At 62.9% G+C, this 20,766-nt stretch carries 19 protein-coding genes; 12 read left to right on the top strand and 7 right to left on the bottom strand.

What is annotated here, in order from left to right; all coding sequences use genetic code 11:
• Positions 1-93: 93 nt before the first annotated feature.
• On the top strand, positions 94-1,197 hold the full coding sequence (locus tag AC3D25_RS13765; protein ID WP_488888924.1) for a glycosyltransferase: 1,104 nt from the start codon (positions 94-96) through the stop codon (positions 1,195-1,197).
• A 155-nt stretch (positions 1,198-1,352) separates the two neighbouring features.
• On the opposite strand, the gene AC3D25_RS13770 is transcribed toward AC3D25_RS13765, so the two are convergent.
• Both AC3D25_RS13770 and AC3D25_RS13775 read right to left on the bottom strand, forming a co-directional pair.
• Positions 1,353-1,880 carry a single-stranded DNA-binding protein gene (locus AC3D25_RS13770; protein WP_488888925.1) on the bottom strand — a complete coding sequence of 176 codons (528 nt, stop codon included), beginning with the start codon at positions 1,878-1,880 and terminating at the stop codon, positions 1,353-1,355.
• 136 nt (positions 1,881-2,016) lie between these two features.
• Positions 2,017-3,219: an MFS transporter gene (locus AC3D25_RS13775; RefSeq protein WP_488888926.1), complete on the bottom strand. Its 1,203-nt coding sequence runs from the start codon at positions 3,217-3,219 to the stop codon at positions 2,017-2,019.
• A gap of 274 nt (positions 3,220-3,493) precedes the next feature.
• Between AC3D25_RS13775 and uvrA the strand changes: the two genes are divergently transcribed.
• Together uvrA and AC3D25_RS13785 are read left to right on the top strand one after the other, a co-directional pair.
• Positions 3,494-6,367, top strand: coding sequence for an excinuclease ABC subunit UvrA (gene uvrA, locus AC3D25_RS13780; protein ID WP_488888927.1), 2,874 nt, complete (start codon positions 3,494-3,496; stop codon positions 6,365-6,367).
• A gap of 127 nt (positions 6,368-6,494) precedes the next feature.
• Positions 6,495-7,580, top strand: a complete 1,086-nt coding sequence (locus AC3D25_RS13785; RefSeq protein WP_488888928.1) for an AI-2E family transporter — start codon at positions 6,495-6,497, stop codon at positions 7,578-7,580.
• Positions 7,581-7,652: 72 nt separating this feature from the next.
• On the opposite strand, the gene purU is transcribed toward AC3D25_RS13785, so the two are convergent.
• The 5 genes from purU to AC3D25_RS13810 all read right to left on the bottom strand — a co-directional run bounded on the left by purU (position 7,653) and on the right by AC3D25_RS13810 (position 12,723).
• Positions 7,653-8,522: a formyltetrahydrofolate deformylase gene (purU, locus tag AC3D25_RS13790; RefSeq protein WP_488888929.1), complete on the bottom strand. Its 870-nt coding sequence runs from the start codon at positions 8,520-8,522 to the stop codon at positions 7,653-7,655.
• A gap of 33 nt (positions 8,523-8,555) precedes the next feature.
• A complete protein-coding gene (locus tag AC3D25_RS13795; RefSeq protein ID WP_488888930.1) occupies positions 8,556-9,413 on the bottom strand; it encodes an NUDIX hydrolase in 858 nt (285 codons plus the stop codon).
• A 90-nt stretch (positions 9,414-9,503) separates the two neighbouring features.
• The gene (locus AC3D25_RS13800; protein WP_488888931.1) at positions 9,504-10,118 is read right to left on the bottom strand and encodes a LysE family translocator; all 615 of its coding nucleotides are present in this window, start codon (positions 10,116-10,118) and stop codon (positions 9,504-9,506) included.
• Between the two features lie 2 nt (positions 10,119-10,120).
• On the bottom strand, positions 10,121-10,678 hold the full coding sequence (locus AC3D25_RS13805) for an adenine phosphoribosyltransferase (RefSeq protein WP_488888932.1): 558 nt from the start codon (positions 10,676-10,678) through the stop codon (positions 10,121-10,123).
• Between the two features lie 50 nt (positions 10,679-10,728).
• Complete coding sequence (locus tag AC3D25_RS13810) at positions 10,729-12,723, bottom strand: monovalent cation:proton antiporter family protein (RefSeq protein WP_488888933.1); 1,995 nt, start codon at positions 12,721-12,723, stop codon at positions 10,729-10,731.
• Positions 12,724-12,880: 157 nt separating this feature from the next.
• Here AC3D25_RS13810 and kdsD point away from each other — a divergent pair, with 157 nt between their 5' ends.
• From kdsD to hprK, 9 genes are all read left to right on the top strand, one after another.
• Positions 12,881-13,864, top strand: a complete 984-nt coding sequence (gene kdsD / locus AC3D25_RS13815) for an arabinose 5-phosphate isomerase KdsD (protein ID WP_488888934.1) — start codon at positions 12,881-12,883, stop codon at positions 13,862-13,864.
• On the top strand, positions 13,864-14,415 hold the full coding sequence (locus tag AC3D25_RS13820; RefSeq protein ID WP_488888935.1) for a KdsC family phosphatase: 552 nt from the start codon (positions 13,864-13,866) through the stop codon (positions 14,413-14,415). The genes kdsD and AC3D25_RS13820 overlap by 1 nt, the downstream gene beginning before the upstream one ends.
• Positions 14,412-15,014 (top strand): LPS export ABC transporter periplasmic protein LptC, encoded by a 603-nt coding sequence (gene lptC / locus AC3D25_RS13825; RefSeq protein WP_488888936.1) that lies wholly within the window; start codon positions 14,412-14,414, stop codon positions 15,012-15,014. The genes AC3D25_RS13820 and lptC overlap by 4 nt, the downstream gene beginning before the upstream one ends.
• Before the next feature lie 29 nt (positions 15,015-15,043).
• Positions 15,044-15,724, top strand: coding sequence for a lipopolysaccharide transport periplasmic protein LptA (gene lptA / locus AC3D25_RS13830; protein ID WP_488888937.1), 681 nt, complete (start codon positions 15,044-15,046; stop codon positions 15,722-15,724).
• 11 nt (positions 15,725-15,735) lie between these two features.
• Positions 15,736-16,503 carry an LPS export ABC transporter ATP-binding protein gene (lptB, locus tag AC3D25_RS13835; protein ID WP_488888938.1) on the top strand — a complete coding sequence of 256 codons (768 nt, stop codon included), beginning with the start codon at positions 15,736-15,738 and terminating at the stop codon, positions 16,501-16,503.
• Positions 16,504-16,636: 133 nt separating this feature from the next.
• Complete coding sequence (locus AC3D25_RS13840) at positions 16,637-18,154, top strand: RNA polymerase factor sigma-54 (RefSeq protein WP_488888939.1); 1,518 nt, start codon at positions 16,637-16,639, stop codon at positions 18,152-18,154.
• A gap of 233 nt (positions 18,155-18,387) precedes the next feature.
• The gene (gene hpf, locus AC3D25_RS13845) at positions 18,388-18,741 is read left to right on the top strand and encodes a ribosome hibernation-promoting factor, HPF/YfiA family (RefSeq protein WP_488888940.1); all 354 of its coding nucleotides are present in this window, start codon (positions 18,388-18,390) and stop codon (positions 18,739-18,741) included.
• Between the two features lie 369 nt (positions 18,742-19,110).
• A complete protein-coding gene (gene ptsN / locus AC3D25_RS13850; RefSeq protein ID WP_488888941.1) occupies positions 19,111-19,602 on the top strand; it encodes a PTS IIA-like nitrogen regulatory protein PtsN in 492 nt (163 codons plus the stop codon).
• Positions 19,603-19,758: 156 nt separating this feature from the next.
• On the top strand, positions 19,759-20,727 hold the full coding sequence (gene hprK, locus AC3D25_RS13855) for an HPr(Ser) kinase/phosphatase (RefSeq protein WP_087643377.1): 969 nt from the start codon (positions 19,759-19,761) through the stop codon (positions 20,725-20,727).
• The last annotated feature ends 39 nt before the right edge of the window (positions 20,728-20,766 follow it).

Below are 20,766 nucleotides of genomic sequence, written 5' to 3' on the forward strand. Positions count from 1 at the left end.
GCAATCAGCATTGTATGTACGCGCCTACTCGTCCTTCCATGATGCGCAAGCTGCTCACCGAATGCGGTGTGCCGCCGTTTTAACGGGGGTCCAGTGAAACCAGTTTTAATTTGCGCGCCCGGATCGGATATCGGCGATTCCGGCAGCATGGGACGTTTTCTCAAACAAGTCGCTGAATCGATGAGCGAGCGTGGCTGCACGCCGTTGATCCTCGGCGCCCGCGAACTCGCGCAGGCCAAGGAAAGCAACCGGACTATCCGCTTCCTGGAGCGCGCCCGCGTGCCGTGGCTCGTCACCTACTGGGTGCTCGCGTTCCAGATGTGGATTCGCGCCGGGCGTCCGGTGATTGCGGTTATTTCACAGGAATACGTTGTGCCTTTCGGATTCGACAAGCAGATTCCGATTTATCACGACATGATTCAGTACTTCGTTCCGCGAAATAAAAAGTCGGCGCTTTTTTATCGCTATTATCTTCCGTGGGTTACACGCAAGCTAAAGTTCGTTTATTGCGTTACCCATGCAACAGGACGAATGATTCAGCGATTGATTGGACAAGTGAGTTATAGCGTTTGTGGCGTGCCGATTGAAAAAGCCTTTAGCTTTCCTTCTGAAGCGAATCCTGAAGGCGAGCGATATCGCTATGTGTGGGTTGGCACACTCGCGACACACAAGCAGTATCAGCAGGCGCTCGGCTATATGGAAGGCGCGGAAGGCGCCGGCCTGCGTTTGGCGATGGTCGTGCCCGCCTCGCAGAGCGACGAATTGAAAGCGGAAGTCGTCGCTCGCGGATTGTCCGAGCGCGTGAGCGTCTTCTCAAATTTGTCCGAACAGGCGCTGTCGGATCTCTATGCGCAGTCCGACTTCGTTCTCTCGACCTCGCGGCTCGAAGGCTTCTGCATGCCGGTTCTCGAAGCGGCCTTGCGCGGCTGCAAGCCGATGGTGCCGAATCGCGGTGCGTTCCGGGAAAGCTTCGGACGCTTCGCGGTGCTGGTGCCCCCGCACGGTTCGGCCGCGGACTTTCACGCCCGCGGCGATGAAGCGGCGCTGTCCGAGGATCGCGCGGCGGTCAGGGAAGGCGCGCGGGATCTGCATCAGGCGGTGCTCAAGAACTCGGTGCGCGCCATGGACGAACTCGCCGATGCCGCGCAACTCGGCCATAAAGAAGAGATCTGCCGGAAGCATAGTTTTTCGAGCTGACACCCGAGCGACACGCGAGCGACACGCGAGCTGACAACCTAGCTAAAACCTGAGCTGACTGCGTTTCACTGACGCAAAAAAAGCGGCGGAATGACCGGATTCGCATCCGGACATTCCGCCGCTTCGCTTTGAGGCGTGGTGCGTCTGACGAGAAATTAGAACGGAATATCGTCGTCCATTTCGTCGAAGCCGCCGCCAGCCGGCGCGCTCGGGCGGCTCGCACCACCGCTCCCGCCACCCGCGCCGCCCGCCGGACGACCGCCGGCCGCCGGTGCGCGGCTGCTGCCGCCGCTGCGTTCAGCCGGCGCGCGGCTGTAGCCGCCTTCATCGCCGCCGCCACCGCCGCCGCTACGGCCGCCGAGCATCTGCATCTGTTCGGCGACGATTTCCGTCGAATATTTTTCTTGGCCGGCCTGATCGGTCCACTTGCGCGTGCGGATGCGGCCTTCGATATACACCGACGAGCCCTTCTTCAGATACTCGTTGACGATTTCCGCGAGACGCCCGAAGAACGACACGCGGTGCCATTCCGTGAGTTCCTTCATTTCGCCGGACGTCTTGTCCTTGAAGCGGTCGGTCGTCGCGAGACGGATGTTCGCCACGGCGTCGCCGCTCGGCAGATAGCGGGTTTCCGGGTCGGCGCCCAGGTTCCCGACGAGAATGACCTTGTTGACGGATGCCATGATTTCTCCTGTTGATTCGATGCTTGTCGCCGTCGGCGTGAAACGCGCTCAGCGCGCCAGCCGATGCCGGCGACGTGAACACGGTTCGGCCGCTCCGGCCAGATTCGGTTAAAGCCAATAAAAATAACGAAAACGACTAAACGGTGCGCCGCGTCTTGCTCGGAGGCGCTTTCATGCTCGCGGCCACGATCAGCCACACGAACACCAGCGCCGAGCACGCGAAGAAAACGGCGCTCTGCCCGTCCACTTTCAGCAACCATCCGCCGATCACCCCGCCCATCGCGAGGCCGATGGATTGCGTGGTGTTGTATACGCCCGCCGCCGCGCCCTTGCGCGTGCCCGGCGCAAGTTTCGAGACGAGCGACGGCTGCGACGCCTCCAGCACATTGAAGCCAAGAAAGTACACGAACAGGATGGCGGCCACTGACCATAGCGTATGAGGAGCCGCACCCAATAACAACTGTCCGATCAGGATAAGCCCGATCGCGCCGAGCAGAACGGCCTTCATTTTTCCGCGCTTTTCAGCCGCGATAATCGCCGGAACCATCATCACGAAGGCCAGACCCATCACCGGGAGATAGACCTTCCAGTGCGCGGCGACGGGCAATCCACCCGCTTCCAAAATGCGGGGCACGACCAGAAACAGCGCGGTTTGCGTCGCGTGGAGCACGAGCACGCCGAAGTTCAGGCGCAGCAATTCGACGTTGTGCAGCACCTCGGCGAACGGCGCCTTGACGTGCACCGGCGGCTTCGGCGCGTCGGGCACGACCCACACCACGACGGCGACCGCAAGCAGCGACAGGAAGCCGATCAGCGTGAACAGCCCGCTCATGCCGACCCACTGGAACACGATCGGCGCGCCGACGATCGCCACCGCGAACGACACGCCGATACTTCCGCCGACCATCGCCATGGCCTTCGTGCGATTTTCTTCGGTCGTCAGGTCGGCGATAAACGCGATCACCGCCGACGACACCGCGCCCATGCCCTGAATCACGCGCCCGGCGATGATCCAGGTCATCGAATGGCCGACGGCCGCGACGAAGCTGCCGATGGCGAACACGACGAGCCCGAACGCGATGACCGGCTTGCGACCGAGTTTGTCGGAGATCCAGCCGTAGAAGATATAGAGCATCGACTGGGTCACGCCGTATGCACCCAGCGCAATGCCGACAAGCAGCACGTTATCGCCGCCCGGGATCGTCTTCGCGTAGATCGAAAAAACCGGCATGATCATGAAGAGGCCGAGCATGCGCAGCGCGAAGATCGCGGCGAGCGACACGATCGCGCGCATTTCGGGCGCGCTCAGGCGTGTGGACGTAGCAGACGGATTGGACATCAGAAGCGGGAATGTGTGAGATGCGTGTGCGGCGCGCCACGGCGCGAAGCCCGGCGTGCTCACCTTGTAGTTTCAGGAACCGGCGCCATGTTCGGCATAGCGCTCGACGCGCCAAACCGAGCCTGTCGAGCCGAACCGCGCTTTCGGACGGAGCCTCCCGGCACCCGGTCGACGCGCTCTCCGATGCGCCCGGACGCGAGTACCAACGCGGGTACGGCGCCCTTGAAAAGTCGTTATAGTAGCAGGTTTAGCCCCCTCACTTTCCGCCCGGTTCATGGAAGAAATCCGTATTCGTGGGGCTCGCACCCACAACCTGAAAAACGTCAGTCTCGACTTGCCTCGTCACAAGCTGATCGTGATTACGGGCCTGTCCGGGTCGGGCAAGTCGTCCCTCGCCTTCGATACGCTTTACGCGGAAGGTCAGCGGCGTTACGTCGAAAGTCTGTCGGCTTATGCGCGGCAATTTTTGCAGCTCATGGAGAAGCCAGACGTCGATTTGATCGAGGGTCTGTCGCCCGCCATCTCCATCGAACAGAAGGCGACCTCGCACAATCCGCGTTCCACGGTCGGCACGGTCACCGAGATCCACGACTATCTGCGGCTGCTGTTCGCGCGCGTCGGCACGCCCTATTGCCCCGATCACCACATTCCTCTCGAAGCACAAAGCGTGTCCCAAATGGTGGATGCCGCGCTCGCGCTGCCCGAGGAAACGCGGCTGATGATCCTCGCGCCGGTCGTCGCCGATCGCAAGGGCGAGCATGTCGAATTGTTCGAGGCGATGCAGGCGCAGGGTTTCATCCGCTTCCGGATTCGTTCGGGCGGCGGCACGGCGAACGAAGGCGTCGCGAAGATCTACGAAGTCGATTCGCTGCCGAAGCTGAAGAAGAACGACAAGCACACGATCGACGTGGTGATCGACCGCCTGAAGGTGCGCGCCGACATGAAGCAGCGGCTCGCGGAATCGTTCGAAACCGCGCTGCGTCTGGCGGACGGCCGCGCCATCGCGCTCGAAATGGATACCGAGAACGAAAAGCTGTTCAGCTCGAAGTTCGCGTGTCCGGTGTGCTCGTACTCGCTGCAGGAACTCGAGCCGCGCCTCTTCTCGTTCAATAACCCGATGGGCGCGTGTCCGGAATGCGACGGCCTCGGCCAGATCACGTTCTTCGACCCGAAACGCGTGGTCGCGCATCCGTCGCTGTCGCTCGCGGCGGGCGCGGTGAAAGGCTGGGACCGGCGCAATCAGTTCTATTTCCAGATGCTGCAGAGCCTCGCGGCATTCTTCGAATTCGACATCGACCAGGCATTCGAGGATCTGCCGGAGAAAACCCGCAAGACCCTGTTGTTCGGTTCCGGCAAGCAAGCCATTCCGTTTTCGTACATCAACGAGCGTGGCCGCACCTCGGTTCGCGAGCACGCGTTCGAGGGCATCATTCCGAATCTGGAACGTCGTTATCGGGAAACCGATTCGACCGCCGTGCGCGAAGAACTCGCGAAGTACCAGAACAATCAGGCGTGTCCGGCGTGCGAAGGCACGCGTCTCCGGCGCGAAGCGCGCAACGTGAAAGTCGGCTCGGGCGAGCAGGCGCGCGGCATTTTCGAGGTCAGCGGCTGGCCGTTGCGCGATACGCTTGGCTACTTCGAGTCGCTGCATCTGGAAGGCGCGAAGGGCGAGATCGCCGATAAAGTGGTGAAGGAAATCGTCGCGCGGCTGTCGTTCCTGAATAACGTCGGGCTCGATTATCTGTCGCTCGAACGCAGCGCCGAAACGCTGTCGGGCGGCGAGGCGCAACGGATTCGCCTCGCCTCGCAGATCGGCTCGGGCTTGACCGGCGTGATGTACGTGCTCGACGAACCGTCGATCGGCCTGCATCAGCGCGACAACGACCGGCTCATCGGGACGCTCAAGCATCTGCGCGATATCGGCAATTCGGTGATCGTCGTCGAACATGACGAGGACATGATCCGCATGGCGGATTACGTCGTCGACATGGGGCCGGGCGCGGGCGTGCATGGCGGCGTGATCGTCGCGCAAGGCACGCCGAAGCAGGTTCAGAACGACCCGAACTCCATGACCGGCCAGTATCTGGCCGGCAAGCGCAGCATCGCGTTTTCGTCCGACCGGACCGCGCCGGGCGAGCGCTATCTGCGGATCATCGAAGCGTACGGAAATAATCTGAAGAATGTGTCGCTCGATCTGCCGGTCGGGCTGCTGACCTGCGTGACGGGCGTTTCCGGATCGGGCAAGTCCACGCTCATCAACGACACGCTGTATCACGCGGTCGCCCAGCATCTCTACGGTTCGGCGACCGAACCCGCGCCCTATGAATCGATCGAAGGGCTGGAACATTTCGACAAGGTTATCAACGTCGATCAATCCCCGATCGGCCGCACCCCGCGTTCTAATCCCGCCACCTACACGGGCCTTTTCACGCCGATCCGCGAACTGTTCGCGGGCGTTCCGGCGGCGAAGGAACGCGGCTACGACCCGGGCCGCTTCTCGTTCAACGTGAAAGGCGGGCGCTGTGAAGCGTGTCAGGGCGACGGCGTGCTGAAGGTGGAAATGCACTTCTTGCCCGACGTCTACGTCCCGTGCGACGTCTGCCACGGCAAGCGCTACAACCGCGAAACGCTTGACGTGCAGTACAAGGGCAAGAACATCAGCGAAGTGCTGGACCTGACCGTGGAAGCGGCGCACGAGTTCTTCAAACCGGTGCCGGTGGTCGCGCGCAAGCTGAAAACGCTGCTCGATGTCGGTCTCGGCTATATCCGCCTGGGCCAGTCGGCCACGACGCTTTCGGGCGGCGAAGCGCAACGCGTCAAGCTTTCGCTGGAACTGAGCAAGCGCGATACCGGTCGGACGTTATATATCCTCGACGAACCGACGACGGGCCTGCACTTCCATGACATCGCGCTGTTGCTGGAAGTGATTCATCGGCTGCGCGATCAGGGCAACACGGTCGTGATCATCGAGCATAATCTCGATGTAATCAAAACCGCCGACTGGGTCATCGATCTCGGTCCGGAAGGCGGCGCGGGCGGCGGGCAGATCATCGCCCAGGGCACGCCCGAGCAGGTCGCGAAGACCAAGGCCAGCTTCACGGGCCGGTATCTCGCGCCGCTCTTGCAACGGCCGAAATCCGCCGCCTGAGCCTCGGCCGTCCGGTCAGGTCGCGTTCGAGGCCAGCAGGACAAGCGCAACACGCCGCAAAGATGAGCCGCGCCCGCCGGGCGCGGCAGTGATGAACGTGGTCAGCGGTAGGAGACGGGAAGCAGTCATGGCAAAACGCAACCAGGCGGCCGAAGACAGGCCGGTGCGGGAAATGCCTGCGCGGCCGGTGCGGCTGACGAGCGACATGAGCATGCCGAAGCTGTCGGCGGTGGAAATCGGCAGTTATCTCGTGGCCTTCGCCACGATGTTTCTCGTGCTTTATCTGAACCTGCTAGGCGCGATGCTCGCGGGCATGCTCGTCTATCAACTCGTCCATATGATCGCGCCGCTGATCGAAAAGCGGATGACCGGCGGCCGCGCCCGCTGGCTCGCGGTGGTGCTGCTGGCGGTCGTGATCGTCGGCGGGCTGACGGGCGCGACCATCGCCACCATCGAACACTTTCAGCGCGACGTGCCGAGCCTGCAAAAGCTGCTCGACCAGTTGATGACGCTCACCTCGCACGCGCGTCTGCGGGTGCCGGACTGGGTTGGCAACTACCTGCCCGTCGACGCCGAGCAGATGAAAGACAAAGCCGCCGAACTCATGCAGAAGCACGCCGCGCAGTTGCAGGCCGGCGGCAAGGAGGCGGCGCGCGGGTTCGGGCATGTGCTGATCGGCATGATCATCGGCGCGATCATCGCGGTGGGCGTGCCGAAAAGCTCGCATCGTCTGCCGCTCTCCACCGCGCTCGTCACGCGCGTCACGCGCTTTTCCGAAGCGTTCCGGCGCATCGTGTTCGCGCAGGTCAAGATCTCGGCGATCAACGCCATTTTCACCGCGCTGTACTTGCTGATCGCGTTGCCGGTCTTTCACGAACGCCTGCCGCTCTCCAAGACGCTCGTGCTGGTGACGTTCATCGTCGGCTTGCTGCCGGTGATCGGGAACCTCATTTCCAACGCGATCATCGTCGCGATTTCGCTGTCGGTTTCGTTCGGCACGGCGGTCGCGTCGCTCGCGTTTCTGATCCTGATCCACAAGCTCGAATACTTCCTGAACGCGCGCATTATCGGCGGACAGATCGAGGCGCGCGCGTGGGAACTGCTGCTGGCGATGCTCGCGATGGAAGCCGCGTTCGGCTTGCCGGGCGTGATCGCCGCGCCGATTTTCTACGCGTATGTGAAGCGCGAACTGATTTATCTGCGGCTGGTTTAAGGTCGATCAAAAGAAAAAAGCCGCCGGATCTCGCGATCCGGCGGCTTTTTCACGTCCTGCACGACGCAAGAATCAGCGGAACACCACCGTCTTGCTGCCGTTCAGCACGATCCGGTGCTCGACATGCCATTTCACCGCGCGCGCGAGCGTCACGCACTCCACGTCGCGCCCGATCGCGGTCAACTGGTCCGGCGTCATGCTGTGATCGACCCGCTCCACTTCCTGCTCGATGATCGGACCTTCGTCGAGGTCGGTGGTCACATAATGCGCGGTCGCGCCGATCAGCTTGACGCCGCGGTCGAACGCCTGATAGTACGGCTTCGCGCCCTTGAAACTCGGCAGGAACGAGTGATGAATGTTGATCGCGCGGCCCGCGAGTTTCGCGCACATTTCGGGCGACAAAATCTGCATGTAGCGCGCGAGCACGACGAGATCGACGTTGTGCTGATCGACGATTTCCATCACGCGCGCTTCTTGCGCGGCCTTCGCGTGCGCGGTCGAGGCGGCGAGCGGCAGATGATGGAACGGAATGTCGTAGCTCGCCGCGAGCTGATAAAAATCCTTGTGATTCGACACGATCGCGGCAATCTCGATCTGCAACTGGCCGGTGCGATAGCGGAACAGCAGATCGTTCAGGCAATGGCCGATCTTCGACACCATGATGACCACGCGCGGTTTCGCCGATGCATCGTGCAATTCCCAGCTCATGCCGAACTCGTCGGCGAGCGTGGCGAACGACGTGCGCAGCGCTTCCAGCCCCGGATCGCCGCCGACCTGCTGAAAATGCACGCGCATGAAGAACTCGCCAGTGTGGCTGTCGCCGAATTGCGCGGAGTCGAGAATGTTGCTGCCGAGATCGAACAGAAACCCCGACACCGCGTGGACGATGCCGGGCCGGTCCGGGCAGGACAACTTCAGAATGAAACTATGGTCGGTCGACATGAACCGGTTACTCCTTCTTTCGATACTTGAGAATTAAAGCGCAGGCGGCAACGCGGGTGGCAAATACAGCGCGGCGAGACCTTCGCACGCACCGGCGTCGATCCAGTTGCGGCGCACGAGGCAATCGAGCGTGGCGAGCGTCGCATCGACGGTGAGCGCGCCTTCCTCGATCCAGCGCGCGACTTCGTCGATACGCGCGAGCCGGTGTTCGCCCACTTCGCCGTCCTGGTTGCGCGGCGCGAAATCGGCGGGCAGCGCGAGATCGTAGACGAAAATCTGCTCGGCCTGCGTGCCTTCGGGCAGCGACTGGAGCACATGAAACGTGCCGCCGCGCACGGCGTTCGCGGCGAGTTCCGCGCTCATGCCGGCTTCTTCCCAGCATTCCTTCGCGAGCGTCGCCTCGATATCCATGCCCCAGCCGATCCCGCCCGCCACCACGTTGTCGAGCACGCCGGGATCGGTCGCCTTCGTCTCGCTGCGCCGCGCGATCCACAGGTTCGGCGCGCCCTTCTCATATTCTACGACGCCGTTCAGATGCACCGCGTAGGTCTGCGTGCCGAAGAATCGCGACGCCGCGCGCTCGATGAACGCGAGCGGCTCGGCGTCGAAATGATTGCGCACCGCGTAGGTTTCATTGCGCCAGCCGGGAATCCGGCCGTCCGCCGCGAGCATGCCGATCACCGCGCCGAGCGCGGCGCTGCGGCTCGTCACATCGGCGAAAGCGGGCGCGAGCGTGACCGAATTGGCGTCGATATCGAACACGTCGCGCCACGGTTCGAGCAATGCAAGGTCGCTCGAACGAATCCAGCCGACCCGCTCGGCGCCGATGAAAAACGGCCGGTGCGCGGCGGGATCGAAGCGGCGGGCGGCGACGATCGAAGGCAAACTCATGGAAAAACTCCGGCTGCGCGCGAGGGCGCTGAAGCGCGATCAAGCGGTAACTGTGGCGCGATGAACGAGCCGCGAATTGTACCTTCGGGGTCAGTCCTTCAGCGCGACCCGGATGCCCAGCCCGATGAACGTCGCGCCCGCCAGCCGGTCGAGCCACACGCCCGCGCGCGGCCGGCGCTTGAGCCACGCGCCGATCATTCCCGCCGCGAGGCCGAACACCGAGAACACCACCACTGTCTGCGCCATGAATACCGCGCCGAGCGCGAACATCTGCAGCATCACGCTGTGTCCGCTCGACGGATTCACGAACTGCGGCAGGAACACGATAAAAAACAGCGTGACCTTCGGATTGAGAATATTGCCGATCACGCTCTGGCGGAACACGGTCCAGAGCGGCTGGCTCGGCCGTTCATGCGCGGTCGCGAGACCCTGGCTCCGCAGCGCCTTGATGCCGATCCACACGAGATACGCCGCGCCCGCGAGCTTGACGGCTTCGAACGCCATCGGCGACGAGCGCAAAAGCGCGGCCACCCCGAGCGCGGCGAGCGTCGTGTGGAAGCTGACGCCGGCGGCGAATCCGAGCGCGGCGACGAGGCCGGCCGCGCGGCCTTGCGAGATGCCGCGCGCGAGCACTTGCAGATTGTCGGGGCCGGGCGCGATGGTGATCGCGAGCGAGGCGGCGAGGAACAGGAGGAAATTGGGCATCGTCAGAACTCGCAGACGGTGAAAAGGTCGAGGCCGCTGTCGCGCAGACGCTTCGAGCCGCCGAGTTCCGGCAAGTCGATAATCGCCGCGCCCTCCACCACTTCCGCGCCGAGGCGTTCCAGCAGCAGCTTGCCGGCCATCATCGTGCCGCCGGTCGCGATCAGGTCGTCCACGATCACCACGCGCTCGCCCGGCTGGCACGCGTCTTCGTGAATCTCGACCGTCGCGCTGCCGTATTCCAGCTCGTACGATTGCGAAAGCGTCTTGTACGGCAGCTTGCCTTTTTTGCGGATCGGCACGAAACCGAGGCTCAGTTCATACGCGAGAATCGGCCCGATGATGAAACCGCGCGCGTCCAGCCCGGCGATCGTGTCGATCCCGCAATCTATATAGCGCTGCACGAACACGTCGATCAGCGTGCGCAGCGCCCGCCGGTCCTGCAGCACGGGCGTGATGTCGCGAAACTGCACGCCGGGCTGCGGCCAGTCCTCGATGGTGCGAATCCGCTCGCGGATAAAGCCGACGGGATCGAGCGGTGTGTTCGACGGAATCTTGGACATGACGTCTCCAGGGAATCGGCGCGGCCAGGCGCTTTCCGGGTAAAAAATGTTCAGCCCGCGCGGCGATTGCGCGACAGATGTTCTTCAGCGAGCGCGAGCGCTTCGGGCAAGCCGCGCAACACGACGATATCGCTCGCGCGCAGTTTCGTGTCCGGCGCCGGCTCGACGCCGCGAATACCGTGGCGGCGGATCGCCGTGACTTCCACGCCGCGGCCGACCAGCCCGAGCTCGTCGAGCGTCCGGCCGACCGCTTCCGCGTTCGCATCGACAGCCACAGATTGTAGCCGGACCTGTTCGTGACCATCTTCGTCGTCGGCGTCGTCCGCGCCGTGGAAATAGCCGCGCAAAAGGCTGTAGCGCTCGTCGCGCATTTCTTCGACGCGCCGCACCACGCGCCGCATCGGCACGCCCATCAGCACGAGCGTGTGCGACGCGAGCATCAGGCTGCCTTCGACGATCTCCGGAATCACTTCCGTCGCGCCCGACGCGATCAGCTTTTCGAGATCGGCGTCGTCCACTGTCCGCACGATGACCGGCAACGTGGGCTGCAACTCGTGGATGTTATGCAGCACGCGCAACGCGGACGGCGTGTTCGCGTAGGTGATCGCGACCGTCGCGGCGCGGTGCAGGCCGGCGGCGAGCAGCGCCTCGCGGCGCCCGGCGTCGCCGAACACGACCGATTCCCCCGCCGCCGCGGCCGCCGCCACGCGGTCGGGATCCAGATCGAGCGCGACATACGACAACCCTTCGTGCTCCAGCATCCGCGCGAGATTCTGCCCGGCGCGGCCATAGCCGCAAATGATCACGTGGCCGCTCTGTTTCAGGCTCTGCGTCGCGATCTTCGTCATTTGCAGCGATTGCCGCAGCCATTCCGTCGAGGAAAGCCGCAGCACGATTCGGTCCGCATTCTGGATGATGAACGGCGCGGCGAGCATTGAGAGCAGCATCGCGGAGAGAATGGCCTGGAGCAGAACGGGATCGACGAGATGCTTGTCGAGGATCAGGTTCAGCAGCACGAAACCGAACTCGCCCGCCTGCGCGAGATAAAGCCCGGTGCGCATCGCGACGCCCGCCGGCGCGCCGAACAGCCGCGCGAGGCCGGTGATCATCACGGCTTTCAGCAGGATCGGCACGAGGAAGAACGCGAGCACGAGAAGCGGATGCTCCCAGATCACGCGCGGATTGAGCAGCATGCCGGTCGTGACGAAAAAGAGCCCGAGGAGCACGTCGCGGAACGGCTTGATGTCTTCTTCCACCTGATGCCGGTACGGCGTTTCCGCGATCAGCATCCCCGCGATGAACGCGCCGAGCGCGAGCGACAGGCCGAATTTATCGGTGATGAACGCGGCGCCCAGCGTAACCAGCAGCAGGTTCAGCATGAACAGCTCTTGCGAGCGGCGGCGCGCGACGAGATCGAACCAGCGCGTCATGAACTTCTGGCCGATGAACAGCAGCACGGTCAGCGCGACCACGATCTTGATCGCGGCGATGCCGAGCCACATCGCGAGCTGCGACGAATTGCCGTTGCCGAACGCGGCGATGATGATGAGAAGCGGCACCACCGCCAGATCCTGGAACAGCAGCACGCCGAAGATATTGCGGCCGTGCTCGGATTCGAGTTCGAGGCGCTCGGCAAGCAGTTTGCTCACAATCGCCGTGGACGACATGGAGAGCGCGCCGCCGAGCGCGATGCTCGCCTCCCACGACATATGCACCCACACATTGGCGATCCAGCCGAACAGCAGCGCAATCGCGATCGTTCCGCCGACCTGGCTCGCGCCGAGCCCGAACACGATGCGGCGCATCGAACGCAATTTGGATAGCGAGAATTCGAGCCCGATGGAGAACATCAGGAATACGACGCCGAACTCGGCCAGATGCTGCGCGCGCTCGCTGTCCGGCGCGATCCCCAACGCATGCGGCCCGACGATGATGCCCACCGTCAGATAGCCCAGCATCGGCGGCAGGTTGAAAAACCGGAATACGACGACGCCCGCCACTGAACACAGCAGCAATAACAGCGTCATTTCGAGCGGAGAAGTCATCCGTCTAGCGTCCTCGTTTGTCGGCGGAAGGAGCGCGCGGCGAGCACGTTCGTTCTCGTGGACAGGCCCGTCGTACAAGCCTGCGGGGGGCGGATGAGCGGTGCGAGACCGCTGTTGGTCCGGCGCGGCGAAGTAACGCCTTTGCTATACTCCGCGCATGATAGCGAAAATCAATGGCGACCGTGCGCTAGCATTGGGTCGCTCCGTTCTCGAGACCGAAGCCGACGCAGTGCGCGGCCTCTGCGATCTGCTCGACGACAGCTTCGTCGGTGCGGTCGAACTGCTGCTCGGCTGCCGCGGCCGCGTGGTCGTGTCGGGCATCGGCAAGTCGGGTCACGTCGCGCGCAAATTCGCCGCGACGCTGGCCAGCACGGGAACGCCCGCGTTCTTCGTGCATCCCGCCGAAGCCAGTCACGGCGATCTCGGCATGGTGACCGCCGAGGACATCTTCATCGCGATGTCGAATTCCGGGGAAACCGAAGAACTCGTTGCTATCCTGCCGCTCATCAAGCGCCTCGGCGCCAAGCTTATCGCGATGACCGGCCGGCCGGAATCGAGTCTCGCGCAACTCGCGGACGTTCATCTGAACGCGCGTGTCGAGAAAGAAGCCTGTCCGATGAACCTCGCGCCCACCGCGAGCACGACGGCCGCGCTCGCGCTCGGCGATGCGCTCGCGGTCGCCGTGCTCGACGCGCGCGGCTTCGGCCCCGACGATTTCGCGCGCTCGCATCCGGGCGGCGCGCTCGGCCGGCGCCTGCTCACCTACGTGCGCGACGTGATGCGCGTGGGCGACGAAGTGCCGGTCGTGGCGCTGACGGCGAGTGTGGCCGACGCGCTGTTCCAGATCACCGACAAACGCATGGGCATGACGGCGGTGATCGACGGCGAACGGCGCGTGCAAGGCATTTTCACCGACGGCGACTTGCGCCGGATCCTTCAGCGCGAAGGCGATTTCCGCGCCCTGCCGCTCGCCGACGTGATGACGCGCAACCCGCGCACGATCGGTCCGGACCAGCTCGCCGTCGAAGCGGTCGAACTGATGGAGCGGTTTCGCATCAACCAGATGCTGGTTGTCGATGAAAACGCGACGCTGATCGGCGCGCTGAACATGCACGACCTCTTTTCCAAGAAGGTGATCTGATGGCGCAAACGCCCGCCGCCGCGAGCCTGGCGCAAGAACGCGCGAGCCGCGTCAAGCTGATGATTTTCGACGTCGACGGCGTCTTCACCGATGGCAGCCTGTTCTTCACCGAACACGGCGACACCATGAAATCGTTCAATTCGCTCGACGGCCACGGCGTGAAAATGCTCGCCTCGACCGGCGTTCTTACGGCCATCATCACCGGCCGCCAATCGGGCATCGTCGCGGCGCGCGCGCGCGAACTCGGCATCGCGCATCTTTATCAAGGCGTCGCCGATAAAACCGTCGCCCTCGCCGAATTGCTGCGCGAAACCGGCATCGCCGCCACGGATTGCGGTTACATGGGCGACGACTGGCCGGACCTCGCCGTGATGCGCCTTTGCGGCTTCGCGGCCGCGCCGGCGAACGCGCATCAGGAAGTAATCGAGCGCGTCCATTACGTGTCCGAGGCGCGCGGCGGCCACGGCGCGGTGCGCGACGTGTGCGAAGTCATCCTGCGCGCGCAGCAGACTTACGACGGCTTGCTCGCTGCCGCGACGGGAGCGCGATGAAACGTCCAGCTCGCCTGACTTCGCTCGTGCCGCTCGTCGCGGTGGCGGCGCTCGCCGGCATCACATACTGGCTTCTGCAGGCGACACTGCCGCCCGCGAGCGAAGAGCCCGCGCGCGCGAAAACTCACACGGCCGACTATTTCGCCGACAACTTTTCCGTCTCCGAACTCGACACGACCGGCACGACGCAATACCGTCTGACGGCGACGTCGATGGTGCATTACGAAGACGACGAAGACAGCGATCTCACCTTGCCCGCAATGCGCATGTTCCAGCCGGGCAAGCCAACGGTGACCGCCACGTCGCAGCGCGGCACGGTGAACGGCGACGTATCGATTGTCGATCTGTACGATCACGCGCGCATTTTGCGTGTGGCCGGCGCGGGCGATCCGCAGATGCAGGCCGATTCGGAGCACTTCCGGATCCACGTGAACGACGATGTCATCGAAACGGAAAAGCCGGTTAAACTGCAGCGCGGTCCATCCGTGATGACCGCCAACGGCATGAACTACAACAACGTGACCCGGGAAATGAAGCTCTTTGGCAACGTTCGCGGCGCGATCGCCGCGTCCGACATCAAGGGCGGCCCCTCCCAGTGATCCGCTTTTCCCATTCCAAGTGTGACTGCATGAACGAACCGTTCCTCCGTCCCGATTCCGTCCGCGCTCGCGCCGCGCTGTCGCGCCGCGTCCGCACGTTCGGGCTCGTGGCCGCACTGGTCGCGCTGCCGCTCGCGGGCTTCGCCCCCGGCGCGCACGCCGAACGCGCCGACAACGACAAGCCGCTCAATATCGAAGCGGACAACATGACCTACGACGACCTGAAGCAGATGAACATCTTCACGGGTCACGTGGTCGCCACGAAAGGCACGATCATCATTCGCGCGGACCGCGTTGAAGTCACGCAGGACCCGCAGGGTTATCAGTACGCAACCGGCACGTCGACGGGCAACACCCTGTCGTACTTCCGCCAGAAGCGCGACGGCCTGGACGAATACATCGAAGGCAACGCGGTTCGTATCGATTACGACGGCAAGCAGGATCTCACCACGCTCACGACCCGCGCGGTCGTGCGCCGCCTGCAAGGACTGACGAAGATTCAGGACGAAGTGCGCGGCAGCGTCATCACCTACGACGGCCAGAAAGACTTCTACACCGCGAAGGCGGGCAAGGACGTTGCGGGCCCGGGCAATCCGACTGGCCGCGTGCGCGCCATGCTGGCGCCGCGCAACGGCGGCGCTGCGCCGCTGACCGGCGCGCCCGCGACGCTCGCACCGTCGAACTCGATCCAGGGAGCGCCGCAAGAGTGAACGCGTCCGCCATGCTACATCGGAAGCCTCTCGGCGAGAGCAGCTCGCTCTCCGTCCGCAACCTGAAAAAACGCTACGGCTCGCGCACGGTCGTGAAGGACGTATCGCTCGACGTGAAAAGCGGCGAAGTGGTCGGCCTGCTCGGTCCGAACGGCGCGGGCAAGACCACGTCGTTCTACATGATCGTGGGTCTCGTTCCGCTGGATGCCGGTGAAATCGCGCTCGATGGCACGTCCATCAGCCTTTTGCCGATCCACAAGCGCGCGCGCCTCGGCCTGTCGTATCTGCCGCAGGAAGCGTCCGTGTTCCGCAAGCTCACGGTCGAGCAGAACATCCGCGCCGTGCTGGAACTGCAAACCGACGAATCGGACAAGCGTCTTTCGAAGGAAGCCATCACCGAGCGCGCCGAGGCGCTGCTCGACGAACTGCAGATCGCGCATTTACGCGATAACCCGGCGTTATCGTTGTCGGGCGGCGAGCGCCGGCGCGTGGAAATCGCGCGGGCGCTTGCGACGAACCCGGCGTTCATCCTGCTCGACGAGCCGTTCGCGGGCGTCGATCCGATCGCCGTGCTCGAAATCCAGAAGATCGTGAAGTTCCTGAAGCAGCGCAATATCGGCGTGCTGATCACCGACCACAACGTGCGCGAGACGCTCGGCATCTGCGACCACGCGTACATCATCAGCGACGGCAGCGTGCTCGCGGCGGGCGCACCGAGCGAGATCATCGAAAACGAGAACGTGCGGCGCGTTTATCTGGGCGAACATTTCCGCATGTGATGCAGCGCTTCGGCGGCTTTCCTTCATCAGCAATTCTTACGTGCCGCCCCTCTTGGGCGGCACGTTCGTTTTGACGAATCCCCGCGAGGTTTCGCGCGCGTGGCAAACTCTCTACAATGAATAAAACTTTGCCATGAAAGCTAGCCTCCAACTTCGCCTATCGCAGCATCTTGCGCTGACCCCGCAACTGCAGCAGTCCATCCGGCTGCTGCAGTTGTCGACGCTCGAACTGCAGCAAGAGGTCGCGATGGCGGTCGCGCAAAATCCGCTGCTGGAAAACGAGGACGACTGGATCGCGAGCCCGCTGCGCGTTGCCGCCGACGGCTCGCTCATCACGTCCGCGAACACGTCGAGCGCGCCACCCGAGCCGCTGATGAACAACGGCTCGACCAGCAGCACGTCGAGTTCCGAACGCTCCGAAAACGGCGATCCGCAGGGCGTCGACGAATACAACGGCATGGGCTCGGACAACGGTTCCGGGTCCGATTCGTGGAACCTCGAAGACTACGGCCGCTCGAACACCGGCTCGGACGACGACGACCTGCCGCCGCTGCAAATCCACGAATCCACGACCACGCTGCGCGACCATCTGAGCGCGCAGTTGCGCATGACGGCCGCGAATCCGCGGGATCGCGCGCTGATCACTTTCCTGATCGAATCGCTCGATGAAGACGGCTATCTCACCGCGTCGCTCGACGAAGTGCAGGCTGATCTGCCGGAAGAACTCGAAGTCGATCTCGACGAACTCAGCGCGGCGCTCGCGCTGCTGCAGAGCTTCGATCCGCCCGGCGTCGGCGGACGATCGGCATCGGAATGTCTCAAGCTGCAGTTGCTGCGACTCGACGGATCGGCCACGCGAACGCTCGCCATCGACATCGTTTCGCATCATCTCGAACTGCTCGCCGCGCGCGATTTCACGCGCCTGCGCAAGCAACTCAAAGCCAGCGACGACTCGCTGCGCGACGCCCACGCGCTCATCCGTTCGCTTGAGCCGTTTCCCGGCGCGGCCTACGGAAAGAGCGAGGCCGATTACGTCGTACCCGACATTCTGGTGCGCAAAACCACGACCGGATGGGCGGCTGAACTGAACCCAGAGATCGTGCCGCGTCTCAGGATCAACCACTTGTACGCGAATATTTTGCGCAACAATCGCGGCGATCCGGGCAGCGGTTCGCTGCGCCAGCAGCTTCAGGAAGCGCGCTGGCTCATCAAGAATATCCAGCAGCGATTCGAGACAATTCTGCGTGTCGCGCAGGCTATCGTCGAGCGGCAAAAGAACTTTTTCGCGCATGGCGAAATTGCCATGCGGCCCTTGGTTTTGCGGGAAATTGCTGATACGCTGGGTTTACACGAGTCGACGGTTTCGCGTGTGACGACCGGGAAATACATGCTGACCCCATTTGGGACGCTTGAGTTTAAGTACTTCTTTGGATCGCACGTTTCGACTGACACAGGAGGCGCGGCATCGTCCACGGCGATCCGCGCTCTCATCAAGCAACTGATAGGAGCGGAAGATTCAAAATCTCCTCTTTCAGACAGCCGCATCGCCGAACTGCTGGCGGAGCAAGGTTTCGTGGTCGCGCGGCGTACCGTTGCGAAGTATCGCGAAGCGTTGAAAATCCCGGCGGTAAATCTGCGAAAGTCCCTCTGACACCTCACACCGCGCCACTTAAACGAGGACAGTCGAGCATCAAAGCCGAATCGTCTCTGTAGCTCGCTGCATGTTGCGGCGAGCCTTTACCGGCCGCAACGCGAACACGCGCGGACCAGCCGGCCGGTGGAACCCGCGCCAGCGTCAGCCCACCAGCGAACGCCGCGAGATTCCCACCGGTCCGTGTCAGCCGCGTCGAAGCGCCCAAGCGGCCATTAGCTTGGAGAGCAACTATGAATCTGCAGATCAGTGGACACCACCTCGAATTGACGCCTGCGTTGCGCGAGTACGTGATCACCAAACTGGACAGGGTGCTCCGTCATTTCGATCAAGTGATCGATGGCAATGTGGTCCTCTCGGTCGACAATCATAGGGAAAAGGACAAGCGGCAAAAGGTGGAAATCAACTTGCATCTGAAGGGCAAGGACATTTTCATCGAGAGTTGTGACGTTGATATGTACGCGGCGATCGACTTGATGGTGGACAAGCTGGATCGGCAGGTCATACGCCACAAAGACAAGATTCAGGGCCACGCCCATGACGCGATGAAGTACCAGACTACGGAGATCGAAGCGCCGCTACCGTGAGTCGAGCCGCCCGGCCATGAGCCGGCTCATGCTCCTCACCGGACGGTGCTCATGCGGCAAGTCCGCATGCAGATGATTCGAGGAAATACTCGAATTTATTCCCGGTCGCGACAATGTGCATGTCGAGGTGCAACCTCGGCCACGAGCCGCCTGCAAGCAGGCGGCTTTTTCGTTGAAACATCACACAAGTCGTTGATTTCCGGCGCTTTAAAATGGAACCATTCAGTTAAAAAGCGATGGCGCGCTGCACCATCGCAGGTTGCACTGTTCTATAATGAACCGGTTAATATCGGGGTCGTCAATCGGAATGCGCCTTAAGGCGCGCTCCATTCCAACATCGCCGTGTGCGCTAATCCGCCAGTCGCCACGATGAGGAGAATTCAGGCCACGCATCAGCCTGCCAACATGAATCGTTTAGCCAAATTTCTTCCCCTCGAAAATGTCGTCCTCGGACTGACCGTCACCAGCAAGAAGCGCGTGTTCGAGCAAGCGGGACTGATCTTCGAGAATCAGAACGGCATCGCCCGCAGCACTGTCACCGACAACCTTTTCGCGCGTGAACGCCTCGGTTCGACCGGGCTCGGCGAAGGCGTCGCGATTCCGCACGGCCGCGTCAAAGGTCTGAAACAACCGCTCGCCGCGTTCGTGCGGCTGGCCGAACCTATCGCGTTCGAGTCGCCGGACGGCCAGCCCGTCTCGCTGCTGATCTTCCTGCTCGTACCTGAACAGGCTACCCAGCAGCATCTGGAAATCCTGTCCGAAATTGCTCAGTTACTGTCCGATGCTCAGGCGCGCGAACGCCTGAATACGGAAGAGGATCGTGAGGCACTGCACAAAGTGCTCACGCAGTGGCAACCGTAGTGCCCAAGCGAAACGCGCAGTTGCCCGACGGCCCGTGCGCTCGCGCCGGCGCGGCTTCTGGCGCACAATCGGTGAAATGGAGCGGTTTCCGGCAAGTCGAACGCGCGGCCTGACCGCGTGCCGTCCGCTCCCGGCTTCCTTCGGAGTTTCGGCCACATGGATACGTCCAGCATCAACGCCCAGAGCATTTTCGACGACAACGCAGCCGCGCTCAAACTGAGCTGGCTCACGGGTCACGAAGGCTGGGAACGCGGTTTTTCCACCGAAACCGTCGCCAACGCGACGTCGAGTGCCGATCTCGTCGGCCACTTGAATCTGATTCATCCGAACCGCATTCAGGTGCTCGGCGACGCCGAGATCAATTATTACCAGCGTCAATCCGACGAAGACCGCTCGCGCAACATGGCCGAGTTGATCGCGCTCGAACCGCCGTTTCTCGTGGTCGCGGGCGAAGTCGGCGCGCCGCCGGAACTGGTTCTGCGCTGCACGCGCTCGTCCACGCCGCTCTTCACCACGCGGATGTCGGCGGCGGCGGTGATCGATAGTCTGCGGCTTTATATGTCGCGCATTCTCGCGCCGCGCGCCACGTTGCACGGCGTGTTCCTCGACATCCTCGGCATGGGCGTGCTGCTCACCGGCGACTCCGGCCTCGGCAAGAGCGAACTCGGGCTGGAACTGATCAGCCGCGGTCACGGACTTGTCGCCGATGACGCCGTAGACTTCGTGCGGCTCGGTCCGGATTTCGTCGAAGGACGCTGCCCGCCGCTCCTGCAAAACCTGCTGGAAGTACGCGGACTCGGCTTGCTCGACATCAAGACGATCTTCGGCGAAACCGCCGTGCGGCGGAAAATGAAACTCAAGCTGATCGTCCAACTCGTGCGTCGTCCGGACGGCGAATTCCAGCGGCTGCCGCTCGAAAGCCAGACCGTCGACGTGCTCGGCCTGCCGATCAGCAAGGTGACTATTCAGGTCGCCGCCGGGCGAAATCTCGCCGTGCTGGTGGAAGCGGCCGTGCGCAACACGATCCTGCAACTGCGTGGTATTGATACCTTGCGTGACTTCATGGACCGTCAGCGGCTGGCGATGCAAGACCCCGACAGCCAGTTCCCCGGAAAGCTGATTTAACCGCGCGGCGGGCGCCAGGACGTTGAAAACACAAGCGAA

This window comes from Caballeronia sp. SL1002 (genome assembly GCF_057814995.1).

Bases quoted from the DNA above. Each gene is read 5' to 3' on its own strand.
- AC3D25_RS13770 (WP_488888925.1), bottom strand. From the start codon at position 1,880: ATGGCATCCGTCAACAAGGTCATTCTCGTCGGGAACCTGGGCGCCGAC.
- AC3D25_RS13775 (WP_488888926.1), bottom strand. From the start codon at position 3,219: ATGTCCAATCCGTCTGCTACGTCCACACGCCTGAGCGCGCCCGAAATG.
- uvrA (WP_488888927.1), top strand. From the start codon at position 3,494: ATGGAAGAAATCCGTATTCGTGGGGCTCGCACCCACAACCTGAAAAAC.
- AC3D25_RS13785 (WP_488888928.1), top strand. From the start codon at position 6,495: ATGGCAAAACGCAACCAGGCGGCCGAAGACAGGCCGGTGCGGGAAATG.
- purU (WP_488888929.1), bottom strand. From the start codon at position 8,522: ATGTCGACCGACCATAGTTTCATTCTGAAGTTGTCCTGCCCGGACCGG.
- AC3D25_RS13795 (WP_488888930.1), bottom strand. From the start codon at position 9,413: ATGAGTTTGCCTTCGATCGTCGCCGCCCGCCGCTTCGATCCCGCCGCG.
- AC3D25_RS13800 (WP_488888931.1), bottom strand. From the start codon at position 10,118: ATGCCCAATTTCCTCCTGTTCCTCGCCGCCTCGCTCGCGATCACCATC.
- AC3D25_RS13805 (WP_488888932.1), bottom strand. From the start codon at position 10,678: ATGTCCAAGATTCCGTCGAACACACCGCTCGATCCCGTCGGCTTTATC.
- AC3D25_RS13810 (WP_488888933.1), bottom strand. From the start codon at position 12,723: ATGACTTCTCCGCTCGAAATGACGCTGTTATTGCTGCTGTGTTCAGTG.
- kdsD (WP_488888934.1), top strand. From the start codon at position 12,881: ATGATAGCGAAAATCAATGGCGACCGTGCGCTAGCATTGGGTCGCTCC.
- AC3D25_RS13820 (WP_488888935.1), top strand. From the start codon at position 13,864: ATGGCGCAAACGCCCGCCGCCGCGAGCCTGGCGCAAGAACGCGCGAGC.
- lptC (WP_488888936.1), top strand. From the start codon at position 14,412: ATGAAACGTCCAGCTCGCCTGACTTCGCTCGTGCCGCTCGTCGCGGTG.
- lptA (WP_488888937.1), top strand. From the start codon at position 15,044: ATGAACGAACCGTTCCTCCGTCCCGATTCCGTCCGCGCTCGCGCCGCG.
- lptB (WP_488888938.1), top strand. From the start codon at position 15,736: ATGCTACATCGGAAGCCTCTCGGCGAGAGCAGCTCGCTCTCCGTCCGC.
- AC3D25_RS13840 (WP_488888939.1), top strand. From the start codon at position 16,637: ATGAAAGCTAGCCTCCAACTTCGCCTATCGCAGCATCTTGCGCTGACC.
- hpf (WP_488888940.1), top strand. From the start codon at position 18,388: ATGAATCTGCAGATCAGTGGACACCACCTCGAATTGACGCCTGCGTTG.
- ptsN (WP_488888941.1), top strand. From the start codon at position 19,111: ATGAGGAGAATTCAGGCCACGCATCAGCCTGCCAACATGAATCGTTTA.
- hprK (WP_087643377.1), top strand. From the start codon at position 19,759: ATGGATACGTCCAGCATCAACGCCCAGAGCATTTTCGACGACAACGCA.